Raw genomic sequence first — 15711 nt, forward strand, 5'->3', positions numbered from 1 at the left:
ATGTATTCCCGAAAACGATGGAATAGATAGCGGCACCAATAAATAACGCAGTCGACATTCTCATGAATAGCTGAAATGAAAAATAATCTCTCATCGCGGCCTCCTTTGTTTCTATTAATTTTTCTCGGCCAAGATTTGACCATATCACATGAGGATACCATCTGGTAATTTATTTCCAGGCCCTGCTACGCAGCTCGCTGCTTGAAAATGGTCGACTGAGCCCGTGTCATGTCCAATTAATCGCGACAGGCCAATAGTGGGTGGGTGCTGTCAAAAAATGACAAATCCGCTCAGGCCACCCAACGCTCCGGGTTGACTGCCCTTCAACGGTGACACGGGAGGCAGGCTTCTCGGAAGAGCACATACCTGTTAGTCGCCCTCGGTGGCGATCAAAACCCAGTCGCGCTTCGTTGACTGTGTTTCGCGGGCAAACGTCCAGGTGTCGATCACCTCAACAATCAGCGTGGGATCGCCAGCCACGACCCGGTCGTTGGCTGAACGGGTGACACTGACCACCTGGGAAACGAAGCGAACGCCGATCTCTGCGGTCCCATTCTCCTCGAGAGCCTCGATGACTTTTGCTTCACTCACGCCGATGAGGGTCAGCTGCAGCGTCTCTTCCCGATCCCGGCGCCCGGCAATAGCTCGTTCGAAGGTCTCAAGCACTTCCGGCCCGACAAGGCGTTTCAACGTTTGGATGTCGCCATCTGCATAGGCCCGCAGGATAACTTCATAGGCCGTTTTGGCGCCGGTTAGAAACGCGGCAAGGTCAAAATTCGGATCGATGTCCCGGATCACATCCAAGGGCTGGCCCGCCGATGAAGCGTAATCGGCAACGCCGCTTCGTTGCTCAGTCACCGCATCGCCCCGCTTGGTCTTGTCGTCATCCGAGCGCGGCAGCAGCTGGTCCCAACCTGCCAGCAATGCCCAATAAAACGCGACAATTGCTACGAGCAGGATTTGGTTGTTTGGATCTGTGGTCTCGTTCATGACGGTCTCCCAAACAATAACAGACGCCGATTTGGAACTGGAGGCCAGTGTTAGAGAATGCGCGGCAGCTTTTCCCATTGGTGGAAGGGTGGCGGCGACGGCAGCAGCCATTCGAGGGTGGCCGCCCCTTCGCCCCATGGGTTGGCGCCAGCCTGGCGTTTGCGGCTGAAAGCTTCCGCTACCGTGATGAAAAAGACGACAAGTCCGGCCGTTGAAATGTAGGAGCCGATCGACGAGACAAAATTCCAGCCGGCGAAAGCGTCGGGGTAGTCGGCATAGCGTCGCGGCATGCCGGCCATGCCGAGAAAATGCTGCGGGAAAAAGACCAGGTTGACGCCAATGAACATCACCCAGAAATGCAGCTTGCCCATCGTTTCGTTGTACATATAGCCGGTCATCTTCGGGAACCAGTAATAGAAGCCGGCGAAGATGGCGAAGACCGCGCCCAAAGACAGCACATAATGAAAGTGGGCGACCACAAAATAGGTATCGTGATACACGCGGTCGATACCAGGGTTTGCAACCATGATGCCGGTGACGCCGCCGATGGTGAACAGCAGGACGAAACCGAGAGCCCACTGCATCGGTGTCTTGAAGTCTATCGATCCTCCCCACATAGTCGCTAGCCAGGAAAAAACCTTCACGCCGGTTGGAACGGCGATGACCATCGAGGCGAAGGCGAAGTAACGCTGGGTGTCCACGGACAGGCCGGTCGTATACATATGATGCGCCCACACGACGAAGCCGATCGCGGCGATCGCCACCATCGCATAGGCCATGCCGAGATAGCCGAAGATCGGCTTCCTGGCGAAGGTCGAGATGACATGGCTGATGATGCCGAAGCCGGGTAGAATCATTATGTAGACTTCGGGATGGCCGAAGAACCAGAACAGATGCTGATAGAGGACCGGATCACCGCCGCCGGCGGGCGCGAAGAAGGTCGTCCCGAAATTGCGATCGGTCAAAAGCATGGTGATGGCGCCGGCGAGTACGGGCAGCGACATCAGAAGCATGAAGGCAGTAACCAGCATCGACCAGGCGAACAGAGGCATCTTGTGCATCGTCATGCCAGGCGCGCGCATATTGAAGATGGTGGTGATGAAGTTGATAGCGCCAAGGATCGAAGAGGCACCCGACAGGTGGATTGACAGAATCACGAGGTCGACCGCGGGGCCTGGCTGGCCATCAGTCGACAAGGGCGGGTAGAGCGTCCAGCCGCCGCCATGGCCAAGCGTGCCGGGCGCTCCTGGAACGAACATTGAGGCTATGAAGAGGATAAATGACATCACCAGCAGCCAGAATGAGATGTTGTTCAAGCGCGGAAAGGCCATGTCGGGGGCGCCAATCATGATCGGTACCATCCAGTTGCCGAAGCCACCAATCAGTGCCGGCATTAGGACGAAAAAGATCATGACCAGCCCGTGGGCACTGACGACGACGTTGTAGACCCCCGGATCGCCAAATATCTGCAGGCCCGGCTCCTGCAACTCCATGCGGATCAACACGGAAAGCCCTGTACCGAAGACCCCGGCCATGATCGAGAACAGCAGGTAAAGCGTCCCGATATCCTTGTGGTTGGTGGAGAACAGCCACCTGACGACAAACCGCGGCTTATGATCATCCAAGGCCGTGGTGGCTGGATTGGACATGATTTGCTTCCTGCTCTTCACTGGAGGCGCGGCGGACTCAAAGATGGACCCGGCCGTCTGCGATCCGCCGTCACAGGAGGATCAGGTCTCGCCTGCACTCATTCATTCATCGGTGACGATCACATCCATCGGAATGTCGTGTGGCTGCGGATAGATGGTCTGGATCCTGCTGCCGGCGTAACCGACGCCGACGACGAGAGGCCGCTTCGGCACGGCCGCCAGAGTCCGGTCAAAAAAGCCGCCGCCATAGCCCAGGCGGTAGTTAGCCTGGTCGAAACCGACAACCGGCGCGATGACGACATCCGGCTGGACCGATGGCCCATTTGACGGAACAAGAATATTCCAGATGCCGCGTTCGAGCGGGTCTCCTGGTCCCCAGATACGAAACTCCATAGGCCAGCCTTTCTTGATGACGACCGGCAGCGCGATCCGCCCGCCGCGCTCGATCACCCGTACCGCCCAGTTGCGAAGGTCCGGCTCGCCGCGAAAAGGCCAGTAGCCGCTGATGATGCGCCCGCTGACCCGGCTGACAGCCCGGTCGAGCGCGGAGGCAACGCGAGTAGACCTCGCCAAGCGTTCCTCGGCGTCGACGGCAAGACGCTCATCGATCAAGCGCTTGCGCTCCGCCTTGCGCCATCGACAGACTTCTGTCCATGCGTCTTGCACAACCGGCCCGGTGCCATATCCGGGAACGAGTTCGTGCATGAAGCACGGCGGCGAGGCGTACTCTCGCGTTTCCAAGGGAAGATCCTCCTGATCAGACATTGTGCGCTCCATCAACTCTTGCGGCGGAAGCCAGCGCGACCTTCTGAACGTTGCGCTGCGTAAAACAGGAAGGCAAACGGAATTAAATGCTGTATTGATGCAAAATTATTGCACTGACTGGAGCCAGAATGGACATCGACCGCGCTCGCACGTTTCTGGAAATCGTCCATTCCGGCAGCTTTCTGAAAGCCGCCGACCGGCTCCACGTTACCCAGACCACGGTAAGCGCGCGGATACGCACGCTGGAAGACGAACTCGGCCGTCAGCTCTTTATCCGCAACCGCAATGGCGCGCAGCTGACTCCGGCGGGCCGGGAATTCGAGCGGTTCGCCCAATCATTCGTACAAATCTGGGAACGGGCACGGCATCAGCTCGCCATCCCATCGGGACGGACAAGCGTGGTTGCCTTGGGCGGAGAGCTCAGTCTGTGGAATCCGCTGCTGCTCGACTGGCTGGTCTGGATGAAGAACGCCAGGCCGGAAATCGCCATCCAGGCCCAGGTCGGCGTTCCGGACCAACTCCTCGAGCAGCTGAGGACCGGCGTTCTGGACATTGCCGTGCTCTATGCGCCGAAGCTGCTGCCGGGTTTCAGGGTAGAGCTTCTCGTCGAGGAGCAACTCGTCCTGGTTCGGACCACGGACGGAGACCGGGGAACGGTCGGGTCCAAGGATTATGTCTATGTCGATTGGGGACCGCTGTTTGCGGCCCAGCATGATGCCAGCTCCTCAGCCTTCGGCGAGCCAGGATTGATGGTCGGCCTTGGTCCGCTCGGGCTGAGCTACATCCTGCGCGCTGGCGGAATGGGCTATTTCCGCAGGGGCGCCGCAGCGCCCCATATCGAGGCGGGACAGCTGGAGGTGGTGGAAGGCGCCCCGGAATTCACCTATCCAGCCTATGCAGTCTATCCGGAAGCAAGCGAGGCGCGCGCCGACGTCCAGGAGGCGTTACGTGGTCTGAAGCAGGTGGTGAAATGACAGCGTTGTTTCAGTTCCAAATCATCGGTCATCAAGCCGGAAAGAAATCCGTTGCCATGGGTTGACCGTACATGCCTTATCCATTCCACACCATCGGTCACTCGACGCGGTCGATCGCCGAATTCGTCGCCCTGCTACGGATCGCAGAGATCACCCTGGTTATCGACATCAGGACTGTCAGACGCTCGCGGGCGAACCCGCAGTTCAACAGCGAGGTGCTTCCCGAAGCGCTGGCAGCGTTCGGGATCGGATATGAATACATTGCCGAGCTTGGCGGCCTGCGCGGCAAGGCGCACGACGTTCCACCTGTGCTCAACGCATTCTGGATCAACCAGAGTTTTCACAATTACGCCGACCACGCGCTGTCGGCGGAGTTTCTTGACGGCCTGAATCGGCTTCTGTCCCTCGGCAGGCAGCGGCGAAGCGCCATCATGTGCTCGGAAACGCTCTGGTGGCGCTGTCACAGAAGAATCGTCGCCGATTATCTCCTTAGCCGCGGCGAGGCTGTCTTTCATTTAATGGGCAAGGATAAGATCGAGCCGGCGAAACTCACCGACGCCGCGAAGGCAAGGGCCGACGGAACGCTTGTCTACCCGTCTTCACATCCTTCGGGATAGTCGAGCTCTCAGGCCGCCGACGGACCCGGGTCATCGAACCCGGTGTCGAAGGCCGCGATGTTTTTGTCCACCGCTTGGTCCTGCAGCTCATCGCAACGATGGACGACGCGCAGAACCGGTCCGGCCAGTCGCGACGAGCCCCGCGCGGCAGCTCCCGCCAGCTTCAATCTCTCGCGCCTTGCGGTTTCCGGCTGATAGACCACTTCATGCACACTCAGCGTTTCAAGGCCACCGTCCGCAGTCGGAATGGACATGGACTCACCTTCGGCCAAGCCAAGCAGCGCCAGACCGCGCGGATTGGTGATAGGCAAAAGCATTCCAACCAGACCGCGCATCTCGTCATGTGCGACGATGCGGGTTTCGGCAGGGCCGTCGTTTACCCGATAAGCCACGCGGCTGCTGAGCGTCACGACGGTTGCCGGAATATCATCCCGAAACATTACAACGGCGCTCGAAATCTTCCGGTTAAGGATAGCCGAGAGGATTTCGCCGCGGTGGCGTTCCCGCATTACTTCAAGAATTGTGTAGTCCTTGGTGGTCAGTTGACAGCTGTCGCTAGTGGGCATGGCGCGTCTCCAGCCGGTCCGCGGGGCGAAATCCGGCGTTATACAATTGATCGGGTTTGGAAAACTTCCCCTGTGCCGAACCATAACAGGCCGGCACAGGGGTCAGACTCCTGCGATCAGGCTGCCCGCGTGATTGAGGAGACGCACGGAAACGCCCATGTCTAGACGCCGGCCTCGATAGCCGAAGGCGCCGGCGGGCGCTGTTCGGTCGCGCCTTCCGGAGCCGGTTGTTTCACCGCTAGCACCCAGAGTTCGTGCCGCCGCCCGTCTCGCGCAGTCCACATGATCGACTGTCCGGCCGAGAGGCCGATCAGGGCCGTGCCGATCGGCGTGAGGATTGAAACCTTGCCTTCGGTGATATCCGCATCACCAGGAAAAACCAGCGTGACCGTTTTCGCGTCTCCGGTGTCTGGCTTGAACGTCACTGTCGAGCCCATCTGGACGGTGCCTGTGGGGATCCAACCATCGGCGACGATACGAGCCCGCTCTAGTTCGGCGAGCAGTTCATCGGAAGCCTTCGGATTCCGTGCGGCGACGGCGCCCGCAAGCGCTGACAGACGCGCATGGTCCGACTGCGAGATGGGGATGTTCGGCTTACGCCGGGTCTTCTTGTCTTGCATTTGAATACTCGTATCTCAGGTGGGACGCCGTCGCGAAAGATGATGCGAGCGGCCAAGTCAAGAATGTCCTGCTCACAGCCGAGCCGAGCCGATCGGCGGCCCGCGGACTTCCATGTCGATTATTTAAGTGTTGCCCCTCGGCTCGGGGGAACATGTCAGCCGAGCCGGGGGTTACGATCCCGCGATGGGGCAAACCCGGAAAAGAAAGTCGTGACGGGTTTTTACGGCGGCATTCATATCATGATAGTTGGTGAAGAGATCCGGGAAGTCAAGGAAGCCGCCTCGGCGGATATTAAAGTCGCGAGCTAGTCAGCGCGAGCGCCAAGCAAAGTGTTGATCACCAGCTCTCTTCGAGCCCTGTTTCTGCCGGTCCCGCTCGGTCTCTCTTCGGCAAGCCCGAGGAGATAAGGCGTTCGGCCAATACTTTCGACAGCGCCTCGTAGGTCCACGGTTCGTGCGTTTGAGCGCCGTCTGCTCCTCCTCGGTGAGGTCGCTCCAGCCCAGAGCGCGGCCTAAGCCGCAGCCCATGAACCTCAACGCTCAAGACGACACCAGCAATTCAGAGTGGCCTGCTGGCTGAGCCCATGATCCGGGCTACATTTCGCGTGCGAAGAACGCGCCTGGCGAGATCGTGCCCGCGTTCACGCGCGCGAAGTTGTCCTCGGCTTGCCGGTTGCCAGCGATCGCCCCGAAGAGTTGCTGCATCTCCATGGGCGGCTCCATCGTTGCGAGTTGGCAGGTGAACTCATACATCGGCAGCTAGTGTTGGTCGCGCTGTCGCTGATAGTCCGCCATAGCCGCCTCGAAACTGCTGTCGCCCTTGAAAGCCAGGCCAAGTGCTTTTGCGCAGAGCTCAGCATCCCGGAAGGCATCGCTGATACCCTGCGCAGTGTTTGCCTCCTTGTTATAGCCGGCATCGCCAACGAGCGCCCAGCTTTGCAGAGGAGAGTACTTTGATCCGGCGTTGCGTACAGGACGCAGCCGGCCTATCTGGACAGCGCCGGCCGGCCGGGCGCGACAGGCGCGTGTCGCTCACGGACGAACGCTGATGATCGTCTTCCCCGAGCGTCGCCGAAACGGCATCGTCGAGGGTCGAGATGTTGCCGATGTTCGTCCGCAGCCGTCCGTCCCGCACGCCCTGGACGATTTCACTCAGTTGAGCACGATCGGACTCGACAACGAAGTCGACCGCCAGGCCATTGGCGGGCGGCGCGTCGGGCGGCCCGACGACGGTCACCAGTGTTCCTCCGGCTCGAACCGCAGGAGAGGGGCCAATCCGTGCTGCTTGTCGATGTCATGGGTTCACCGAAAGAAACTTTTGTCTCTTGGACGGCGAATGCCCGCTTCGCGCCTAATGTCGGTCGTTGCGATGATGTGCGAAAATCCCAAAAGCGGACACTCGCCCGGGCGGCTTACCTCTGCGCCACAAACGGTTTGATCAAGGCAGGCAGATGCCGGCAAGGGAAGCAACTGGCTTGATGATATATAGGCAAAGTCATGCAGATCTGCCCGTCGGCGAATAGAATTCGCCGGAGAGCAAAAGGGGAGACCAAGCCGTCTGCGCGGGCTTTGGCCATACGACAGCCACGGCCAGCGAAGCCGTTGAGAGTGAAGCTACGATAGGGTCTCGTCACGGCCGTCGACAGCAGGCGCAAATCTGGCTTTCGCCCGCCGCTTGAAAACAGTGTAGCATGGGAAAAACTGTGCGGACGTTCTCATGAGTTTTGATGATATCGACCTCAATTTGCTACGAGTATTCGACGTTATGATGCGTGAAAGGAGCGTAACGCGTGCAGCGACCGAATTGGGAAGAACACAATCCGCTGTAAGTCATTCCCTATCAAAGCTTCGGTATCTCTTGCAGGACGAATTGTTCACGAGAGACGGGGGGGAGATGCGGCCAACCCCACGGGCGGTGGAGTTGCTGTCAGATATTTCTGCTGCACTGGCAACGATCCGCGCGTCGATCGACCGGCATCAGGTGTTCAATCCGGCAACGACGCGACGCAACTTTCGCGTTGGACTTACCGATTACCACGCCATGATATTTATCCCTGGGCTCATTCGAGAATTTTCGAGGCAAGCTCCTGGCGCGACGCTGAACGTCATTCCCGCAAACGGACCCGAGATCGGTTCATCAGTCTATTTGAGACAAGTCGACTGTGCGCTGACGGGAGCCGCGATACGCGATGACCCGGGTCTCCTGAAGGTGGAACTTGGCCAGGATCAGCTATTTTGCGCGGTGTGGAGTGGAAGCAAGATAGCCAGGAACGCAATGACACTGGAAACGTATTTGGCCAGTTCTCACCTGCAGATTTCCGCAGATGGTCTGGCAGAAGGTCTTGCTGATGCCGCCCTCAAGCTAATGGGTCTACGGCGCAATGTCGTTGCGACCATCTCGAATTATCTGGTGCTGCCCTGGGCGCTTCGCGGCACTGAACTGATTACCCATTGCGGCGATGCCATCCTGCAAATGCTGGATGAGAGGAGCGAGGTGACGCTGGTCCCGCCGCCCCTTCCGATATCAAATGTGAATGCGTGGCTCATTGTTCACCGCCAGATGGCGAATGACCCGGGTACCAAATGGCTCCGGGAAATCATCATTAGCATCTACAACGAGTCGCGGACCAAGAGAGATCAAGGGCTAACCGTCGGAGCACCGGGGTTGGCTGCACAATAGATCGCGCGCACTGTCGCTCATTCGATCAGCCCGCTCAAGCAAACCGGCCCGATCACCACTCAAGTCCCTTTTCACCCGAGAGCGGGTGCCTCATAAATTATGAGCAGCGCTCATTTTCGTAATGAGAACAATCAATTTGACGAATACTTATGCTTGAGAGCACAGTCTCTTCAAGAAAAACAGGGGAATACCGAAATGAGATCCACGTTCAAGGGCCTCCTTGCCCTCGCTATCGCGTGCACCGCCTCCTCGGCGTGGTCCGCAACCCTCGACAATGTCAAGAAAAATGGCGTGCTGACGTGTGGCACAAATTCGGCCACGGCTGGCTTCAGCCTTCCCGACAATGAAGGCAAATGGACCGGATTTGTGGTCGACTATTGTCGCGCCGTGGCCGCTGCCGTGCTCGGGGATGCGCAAAAGGTCAAGTTCATCCCATTGACGCCAAAAGATCGCTTCACCGCCTTGCAGTCGGGAGAGATCGACATCCTCGCACACAACGCAACCTGGACCTCCTCCCGCGATACATCCCTCGGCATACTGTTTGCCGGCACGTATTTCTATGACGGCCAGGGATTCATGGTGCGCAAGGCGGACAACATCACGTCAGCCAAGGGGCTCGAGGGCGCATCGATATGCGTCACCCAGGGCACCACGACCGAGTTGAACCTTGCCGACTATTTTCGCTCGCAGTCGATCAAGTACACGACGGTTGGTTTCGCCGACGAGGAAGCGGTCGTGAAGGCTTACGAGGAGGGTCGTTGCGACGTCTTGTCCGCGGACACCTCCACCTTGAACGCGTCGCGGCTTCGCATGGCCAAGCCGGACGACAGCATTGTTCTTCCCGAGCTGATCTCAAAGGAGCCGCTTGGCCCGGCGGTGCGGCAGGGTGACGACCAGTGGTTCAATGTGGCGAAGTGGACGCTCTACGTCATGGTGGCCGCGGAAGAAAACGGGGTCACCTCCAAGAACGTCGATGCCATGAAGTCGTCGGACAATCCCAGCATCCGCCGTCTGCTTGGCGTGGACGGTAGCATAGGCAAGGACATCGGGCTCGGCGACGACTGGCCGGTCCAGGTGATCAAACAGGTCGGCAACTACGGTGAAGTCTTTGATCGCAATATCGGCAAGGATTCGCCGCTGAAAATGGAGCGTGGCATGAACGCGCTCTGGAACAAAGGCGGCGTTCAGTACGCTCCGCCGATCCGCTAGGCAAAGCATGGTTGCAAGGCGCTGGCGTGTTACCACCAGCGCCCTGCACGGATCCCGATAGGAACAGGCCATGTCCCATTTGTCGCTTCCCGCGCCGTCGCGCAGGAGCCTGTCGCTGCACGATACGAAAGTGCGAGGCGTTCTCTACCAGCTCTTGCTCGCTGGCTGTCTGCTGGCCTTGGCCCTGGGCATCGGGATGCAGACAGCATCGAATATGCGGGTCCGGGGGATTCCGCTCTCATTCGATTTTTGGAATGAGGCTGCCGGCTTCGACATCAGTCAGACCCTGATACCGTACGATGCGCTGTCCACCTATGGTCAGGCCTTCTGGGTCGGAGTGGTCAACACACTCTACGTCAGCGTACTCGCAATCCTGTTGGCGACCTTGCTTGGCTTCGTCATCGGCGTTGCCCGCCTGTCGCGGAACTGGATCGTTTCGAAGGTGGCGACCGCCTATGTCGAGCTTGTGCGCAATGTCCCGTTATTGCTGCAGCTGCTGTTCTGGTACAACGCCGTCCTCAAGCCGTTGCCCTCCCCGAAGGCGTCTATCGCCATCCCCGGCGGCATCTACCTAAACAATCGCGGCCTCATCATTCCGGAGATCCAGTTGCATCCGGGAGCGGGGTTGGTGAGCCTGGCATTCGTGACGGCCATTTCCTGCTGCGTTGCATTCTGGTTTCGCGCCAGGAGCGTCCAGAGACGGACGGGCAAGCAGCTGCCGGTGCTTTTGGTCAGTCTGGCGACGTTGATAGGATTTCCGCTGGTCGTGTTCCTGGAGGCTGGCGAGCCGGTCTCGTTCGTCGCGCCGCAGCTGCGCGGCTTCAATTTTCAAGGCGGGCATCAGCTCTATCCGGAGTTTGCCGCTCTCCTGATCGGTCTGTCGGTCTACACCGGTTCATACATCGCCGAGATCGTTCGAGGTGGAATCCAGGCAGTGCCAAAGGGCCAGACGGAGGCTGCGTATGCGCTGGGGCTGGCGCCGGGCAAGACGCTTCGTCTGGTCGTCGTTCCCCAGGCGCTGCGGATCATCATACCGCCTTTGACAAGCCAGTATCTCAATCTCATCAAGAACTCGTCGCTGGCGGTGTTCATCGGGTATCCCGACCTCGTGCAGATCTTTGCAGGGACGGTGCTCAACCAGACCGGCGCGGCCGTCCAGGTCATGGCGATCACCTTGTCTGTCTATCTCGTTATCTCCCTTGCCACGTCGTTGGCCATGAACGCGTGTAACCGACATTTTGCGATCGTCGAGAGGTGACGCGTGAGCGATCAGTCCATGCATTCGCCTTTTGTCAGCGGTGCGCTCATACCAGCGATGGCGCCCCCCGCCGACGTTCGGCCAGGTCCAGTGACCTGGATAAAAAAGAATCTGTTTTCGACGCCGGCTTCAGGCGCGCTGACAATCTGCTTTGTCGTCCTCGCCGTGTGGCTGCTGCATCACTTTTTGAGCTTTGCGATCTTCGACGCGGTCTGGAGCGGCGGTCGCGAAGCATGCCGTGCGAACAGCCAAGGAGCTTGCTGGCCTTTCATTGCCGAGAAGTTCGACTACCTGCGATACGGCGCGTACCCGGTTTCCGAGCGGTGGCGCGTGGACCTTGCGCAGGCGATCGGCGCCATCCTCATCGTTTGGCTCCTGTGGACGAAGGCTCCGCGGCGCGAAGTGGCGGCGTTGCTATTCTTCCTCGTCTACCCCATTGCCGCGTTCGTTCTGGTGCGCGGCGTCGCCTGGCTCCATTTGCCTGTCATCGACACGACGCTCTGGGGCGGTCTCTTGATCACGCTGCTGATGTCGATTGTGGGCATCGTCTTCTCGCTTCCGATCGGAGTTATCCTGGCGCTTGGACGCCGGTCGGAACTCCCTTTCGTCAAGACGGTTTGCGTCACATTCATCGAAGTCGTCCGGGGCGTGCCGTTTATCACGGTGTTGTTCATGGCGAACTTCATGATGCCGCTTTTCGTCCCCGACTATCTGACGCCTGATCGTCTGCTGCGCCCGCTCATCGCGATAGCGTTGTTCTCATCCGCCTATATGGCCGAGGTTGTGAGGGCCGGCCTTCAGGCGATCCCGAAGGGCCAATACGAAGCGGCGAAAGCGCTCGGGATCAACTACTTCGACATGATGCGCCTGATCGTCCTCCCCCAGGCGTTGACGATCGTTATCCCGAGCATCGTGTCGACCTTCATCGGCCTGTTCAAGGACACGACGCTGGTCGCCATCGTCGGCATAGCAGATTTCCTGAGGGCCGTCGAAACGGCGCGAGTCGATCCGAACTGGGCAGGCCCGACGATCTCCTCAACCGGCTACCTCTTTGCCGGACTGGTCTACTGGGGCTTTTGCTTCGGCATGTCCCGCTACTCGCAATCGATGGAGCGCCAATTGGCGCGTGGCCACAAATCCTAGGACGAGATGATGATGCCACAAGCAATGCACGCAGCGACGAAGGCAACGCCCTACGGCAAGGCGATGGCCATCGAACTGCGTGACGTCAATAAATGGTTCGGTTCGTACCATGCGCTCAAGAACATCAACCTCTCGGTGACGCGGGGGCAGCGCATTGTGATCTGTGGCCCCTCCGGGTCGGGCAAGTCGACGATGATCCGCTGCATCAACCATCTCGAGGAGCATCAGTCGGGCGACATCATCGTCAACGGCAAGTTGGTAACCGAGGATCTGCGCAAGATCGACGCAGTGCGCAGCAACGTCGGGATGGTGTTTCAGCACTTCAATCTGTTTCCCCACCTTACGGTGCTTGAGAATTGCACGCTTGCGCCGTTTTGGGTGAGAAAGATGCCGCGGTCGGCCGCTGAGGAATTGGCGCGCCATTATCTCGATCGCGTCAGAATTGCGGAGAAGGCGGAGAGCTACCCAGGGCAGTTGTCGGGTGGCCAGCAGCAACGCGCTGCAATTGCCCGGGCTCTCTGCATGAACCCAAAGATCATGCTTTTCGACGAGCCGACCTCTGCCCTCGATCCGGAGATGGTCAAGGAGGTGCTCGACACGATGGTGTCGCTTGCGAGTGAAGGCATGACGATGCTGTGCGTGACGCATGAGATGGGCTTCGCGCGGGAGGTGGCCGATCGCGTGGTGTTCATGGACCGCGGGGAGATCGTCGAAACCAACACGCCCCATCAGTTCTTCACCAACTCCCGATCGGAACGGGCACGGCAGTTTCTGGCGCAAATCCTCAAATAGGGACGTCCGCAGAAGCAAAGCGGCTGTAACCGTAGCAACAGATTTTCTAGGTGACTATCAAATGGCTTGTGCAGACACGCCCGCATCGGCGCTTGGGCAACGAAATATCGCGGGAATAGATTTCGACCAAATCCACGACCGCCAGCAATTCGGATCCGCCAAATGGGCCAACCAGTGGGATGAGTTCTCTCCGCAGGTCGAGGGCCAGAACCTGCTGTCCCTATGGACAGCGGATATGGATTTCCGCGCTCCGGAAACCGTCATCGCGCGGCTGCGCGAGGCCGCGGATCATGGCATTTACGGCTACACACGCCGCGATCCGCGCCACTATGAGATCGTGCAATCGTGGTTCGCGCGCCGGCACAACTGGTCGCCGAAAGTGGAGACCTTGCTTCCCGCCCCGGCGATCATGCCTTCGGTCGCTGCGATACTGCGAACCTTCACGAAGCCTGGTGACGGCGTCATTGTGCAGTCGCCCGTGTACTCGCCCTATTTCGAAGTGGTTCAGGGAAACGGGCGGGTTCTGCTTACGAACCGGCTGAGATTGCACAACAACAGATATGAGCTCGATCTGGAGGATTTCGAGAAACTGGCGGCTGGCGGTGCCAAGGCATTCCTGCTGTGCAATCCTCACAACCCTGCCGGAATGGCCTGGACACTCGAAGAATTGGCGGCGCTTAACGACATTTGTGAGCGCCATGGGATCCTGGTCATATCCGACGATATTCACTGCGACATAAGGTTGTCGGATCGCCCCCACATCGTCTTCTCCTCCATCTCGGAAGATGCCGCGGAGAAATCGTTCATCTGCACCGCGCCAACGAAGACTTTCAATCTTGCCGGGGTTCCTTCGGCAACCATTTCAGTTGCCAGCAAAAAGCGCCGCGAGACACTTCTTGCCGCAATGCAGGCGTCATTCATGGTAAATGCAAACTTTTTCGGCCGCTTGGCCCTGGAGGTTGCCTACAGCAGCGGCGCGCCATGGCTCGACCAACTCACGCGTTACATCGCCAGCAACATTGATCTGGTTTGCGAGTTCGCCGGTGAACACCTTCCAGGCATCACGCCCATGCGGCCCGACGCATCGTTTCTGGTGTGGTTGGACGCGTGCGCGCTCGATCGCAGAGTGGGTGGAATTCAGAAGTTCTTTGTCGATCAGGCCGGGGTCAATCTCTACGACGGCCGCGTCTATGGGCCTGGCGGCGAAGGCTTCATCCGTCTGAATGTCGGCTGCCCGCGTCCTCTGTTGCGCCAAGGGCTGGAGCGCATGTCCAGCGCGCTGGCATCTTTGTGATTGAGCGCAACAAGCCGGAATGCTGCGAATGCGAACTGCCGTCATCAATCCCAACACGACCGCTTCGTCGCAGCCGCCATGGCGGTGGCGGGCCCAGGGACCGAGATATTGGGCATGCAGTCCATGGCTGGACCTGAAGCGATCGAAGGGCCATTTGACGGTGAACTCTCCGTACCGGGCCTGCTCAAGCAGGTGGTCGCGGCGGAAATGGACAATGTCGACGCCCATATCATTGCGTGCTTCGAGGCACCATTGCTGATCGACGCCCGCAAGCAGGGGGAGGCCTCAAGGTGATCCACCGGGTGTCTACTCGCAAATTGGCGACCCGCCCGCCGCCTAATTTACGCGGCGCGTCGTTGAGCGAGGACCGAACGGGCCCGACGAGGGTCGACAGCGGTTACGATGCCGTGGTGGTGATCGCAGTAGACGCGGTCCGGCGAAGTTGACCCAGCACAAAAACGGTAACCGCCGGGTACCGACGGGTCTTCGCTTACCGGGAAGCGGCACTGATAGAGGCCTAGCTGAATGAGGGGGACGTCTCTCGAAATTACTCTGATATTTTCAGGCATGGTTTTCAGGTTCCTAGTTCATAGCCATTGCCGGTTGAGGGCCGCAGTGCGACCGCGTCAGGCCAGCTTCTCTCGTTTTGGAGGGCAATGGATCACCATATGGTGTTGGTTGCAGCGTCAATGAAGCCCGACGGCCTGGTTTCTGAAGCCAATAGTTTGCGACTTAAGGCCACAGTTGCCGCTAGGTAGCGTGCGGTTGACAGCGCGAAGGCGGCCCGGCGCCGATGTTGCCGTACCTCTGATCGTGGCGGTCACTGCCCCCTGGGTCCGTCGGCAGACGGGGCAGGGGGTGCCCTTGTGGGGCCCCTATCAGGCGCGCCCGACCGACACCTCTTCTCAGTCCGGGGCCTCCTCATGGCCGGCCGCTCTCGCCCCAACCCAAATCACTCTGAACGACGGAGTTCGACCCTTTTGCTGTCATTCGGTTGCGAGCGTTGTATGGCGCGATCGGACCCAAGACGCTTTCCGTAGGCTGAACCTTGGATGGCCGCTTTGCGCCCAAAGTCGGACATTTAAGCGCAATTAGGGACTGCCAGAAAGCAGACGTTGCGCACGAATCCGGCTATCAAATTGCGTAACATTGGG

The 15711-nt window shown here is 59.1% G+C and carries 14 protein-coding genes and 2 pseudogenes; 9 read left to right on the forward strand and 7 right to left on the reverse strand.

Annotated features, from left to right (window positions below; genetic code table 11):
- Nucleotides 1–369: 369 nt before the first annotated feature.
- The 3 genes and pseudogenes from NKH70_RS34585 to NKH70_RS34595 all read right to left on the reverse strand — a co-directional run bounded on the left by NKH70_RS34585 (nucleotide 370) and on the right by NKH70_RS34595 (nucleotide 3404).
- On the reverse strand, nucleotides 370–990 hold the full coding sequence (locus tag NKH70_RS34585; RefSeq protein WP_352917345.1) for a Tim44/TimA family putative adaptor protein: 621 nt from the start codon (nucleotides 988–990) through the stop codon (nucleotides 370–372).
- Nucleotides 991–1040: 50 nt separating this feature from the next.
- Nucleotides 1041–2606: pseudogene (ctaD, locus tag NKH70_RS34590) on the reverse strand (cytochrome c oxidase subunit I); the annotation flags it as partial.
- A gap of 135 nt (nucleotides 2607–2741) precedes the next feature.
- Entirely contained in the window at nucleotides 2742–3404 is a 663-nt protein-coding gene (locus tag NKH70_RS34595) for a 5-formyltetrahydrofolate cyclo-ligase (RefSeq protein ID WP_352917348.1), read from the reverse strand.
- 128 nt (nucleotides 3405–3532) lie between these two features.
- On the opposite strand from NKH70_RS34595, the gene NKH70_RS34600 reads away from it, so the two are divergent.
- Both NKH70_RS34600 and NKH70_RS34605 read left to right on the forward strand, forming a co-directional pair.
- Entirely contained in the window at nucleotides 3533–4378 is an 846-nt protein-coding gene (locus NKH70_RS34600; RefSeq protein ID WP_352917350.1) for a LysR family transcriptional regulator, read from the forward strand.
- A gap of 71 nt (nucleotides 4379–4449) precedes the next feature.
- Nucleotides 4450–4995: a DUF488 domain-containing protein gene (locus tag NKH70_RS34605; RefSeq protein WP_352566370.1), complete on the forward strand. Its 546-nt coding sequence runs from the start codon at nucleotides 4450–4452 to the stop codon at nucleotides 4993–4995.
- Between the two features lie 8 nt (nucleotides 4996–5003).
- Here NKH70_RS34605 and NKH70_RS34610 read toward each other — a convergent pair whose 3' ends face one another.
- The 3 genes and pseudogenes from NKH70_RS34610 to NKH70_RS34620 form a co-directional block, all read right to left on the reverse strand.
- Nucleotides 5004–5561, reverse strand: a complete 558-nt coding sequence (locus NKH70_RS34610) for a GreA/GreB family elongation factor (RefSeq protein WP_352917352.1) — start codon at nucleotides 5559–5561, stop codon at nucleotides 5004–5006.
- Between the two features lie 161 nt (nucleotides 5562–5722).
- Nucleotides 5723–6181, reverse strand: coding sequence for a nucleoside diphosphate kinase regulator (gene rnk / locus NKH70_RS34615; protein ID WP_352917354.1), 459 nt, complete (start codon nucleotides 6179–6181; stop codon nucleotides 5723–5725).
- A gap of 1032 nt (nucleotides 6182–7213) precedes the next feature.
- Nucleotides 7214–7439 (reverse strand): annotated as a pseudogene (locus NKH70_RS34620) (NADP-dependent oxidoreductase); the annotation flags it as partial.
- A 459-nt stretch (nucleotides 7440–7898) separates the two neighbouring features.
- Between NKH70_RS34620 and NKH70_RS34625 the strand changes: the two are divergent.
- The 7 genes from NKH70_RS34625 to NKH70_RS34655 all read left to right on the forward strand — a co-directional run bounded on the left by NKH70_RS34625 (nucleotide 7899) and on the right by NKH70_RS34655 (nucleotide 14851).
- Nucleotides 7899–8861, forward strand: coding sequence for a LysR family transcriptional regulator (locus NKH70_RS34625; RefSeq protein WP_352917355.1), 963 nt, complete (start codon nucleotides 7899–7901; stop codon nucleotides 8859–8861).
- Nucleotides 8862–9056: 195 nt separating this feature from the next.
- Nucleotides 9057–10070, forward strand: a complete 1014-nt coding sequence (locus tag NKH70_RS34630) for an amino acid ABC transporter substrate-binding protein (RefSeq protein WP_352668591.1) — start codon at nucleotides 9057–9059, stop codon at nucleotides 10068–10070.
- 70 nt (nucleotides 10071–10140) lie between these two features.
- Nucleotides 10141–11328, forward strand: a complete 1188-nt coding sequence (locus NKH70_RS34635; protein ID WP_352917357.1) for an amino acid ABC transporter permease — start codon at nucleotides 10141–10143, stop codon at nucleotides 11326–11328.
- Nucleotides 11329–11346: 18 nt separating this feature from the next.
- Nucleotides 11347–12471 (forward strand): amino acid ABC transporter permease, encoded by a 1125-nt coding sequence (locus NKH70_RS34640; protein ID WP_352917363.1) that lies wholly within the window; start codon nucleotides 11347–11349, stop codon nucleotides 12469–12471.
- Nucleotides 12472–12495: 24 nt separating this feature from the next.
- On the forward strand, nucleotides 12496–13263 hold the full coding sequence (locus NKH70_RS34645) for an amino acid ABC transporter ATP-binding protein (protein WP_502908461.1): 768 nt from the start codon (nucleotides 12496–12498) through the stop codon (nucleotides 13261–13263).
- Nucleotides 13264–13324: 61 nt separating this feature from the next.
- On the forward strand, nucleotides 13325–14557 hold the full coding sequence (locus NKH70_RS34650) for a MalY/PatB family protein (RefSeq protein WP_353027380.1): 1233 nt from the start codon (nucleotides 13325–13327) through the stop codon (nucleotides 14555–14557).
- A 114-nt stretch (nucleotides 14558–14671) separates the two neighbouring features.
- Nucleotides 14672–14851: an aspartate/glutamate racemase family protein gene (locus NKH70_RS34655; RefSeq protein WP_352668596.1), complete on the forward strand. Its 180-nt coding sequence runs from the start codon at nucleotides 14672–14674 to the stop codon at nucleotides 14849–14851.
- 47 nt (nucleotides 14852–14898) lie between these two features.
- On the opposite strand, the gene NKH70_RS34660 is transcribed toward NKH70_RS34655, so the two are convergent.
- On the reverse strand, nucleotides 14899–15126 hold the full coding sequence (locus NKH70_RS34660; protein ID WP_352566386.1) for a GcrA family cell cycle regulator: 228 nt from the start codon (nucleotides 15124–15126) through the stop codon (nucleotides 14899–14901).
- Nucleotides 15127–15711 lie beyond the last annotated feature (585 nt).

The organism is Mesorhizobium sp. M0991, from assembly GCF_040318915.1.
Classification (GTDB): Bacteria; Pseudomonadota; Alphaproteobacteria; order Rhizobiales; family Rhizobiaceae; genus Mesorhizobium.